This is a genomic window from Burkholderia sp. JPY481 (assembly GCF_038900515.1).
In the GTDB taxonomy this organism is placed as follows: Bacteria; Pseudomonadota; Gammaproteobacteria; order Burkholderiales; family Burkholderiaceae; genus Paraburkholderia; species Paraburkholderia youngii.
The window spans coordinates 1-255 of sequence record NZ_JAYMRT010000207.1; the positions used below are offsets into that span (position 1 = coordinate 1).

Annotated in this window: 1 pseudogene; it reads left to right on the top strand. The window is 64.7% G+C overall.

The window, feature by feature from the left end:
* A pseudogene (locus tag VSR82_RS40365) lies at positions 1-255 on the top strand (glycoside hydrolase family 19 protein); the annotation flags it as partial.

The following is a 255-nucleotide window of genomic DNA, read 5'->3' on the forward strand; positions in this document are numbered from 1 at the left end:
GCAAACCGGCACCTCACCGCCCGCAGACGCCGCAACCTCCCGTCCTCAAACAACTGGCCTTTGCCTTTCCGTTTCTGCGCAAGGCGCAAGGCAATGCCAGTGCATCCACCCGTTTCACCGACGAGCATGACATTTACCGCCTTCTTGCCACGAACGAGCCGTCCGGCTCGTATCTCGTCAGCCGCAAGGGCATGTGGCACGGTGGCATCCACATCACGGAGGCGGGCGCGGGGCAGGCGCTCGACCTCGACGCGG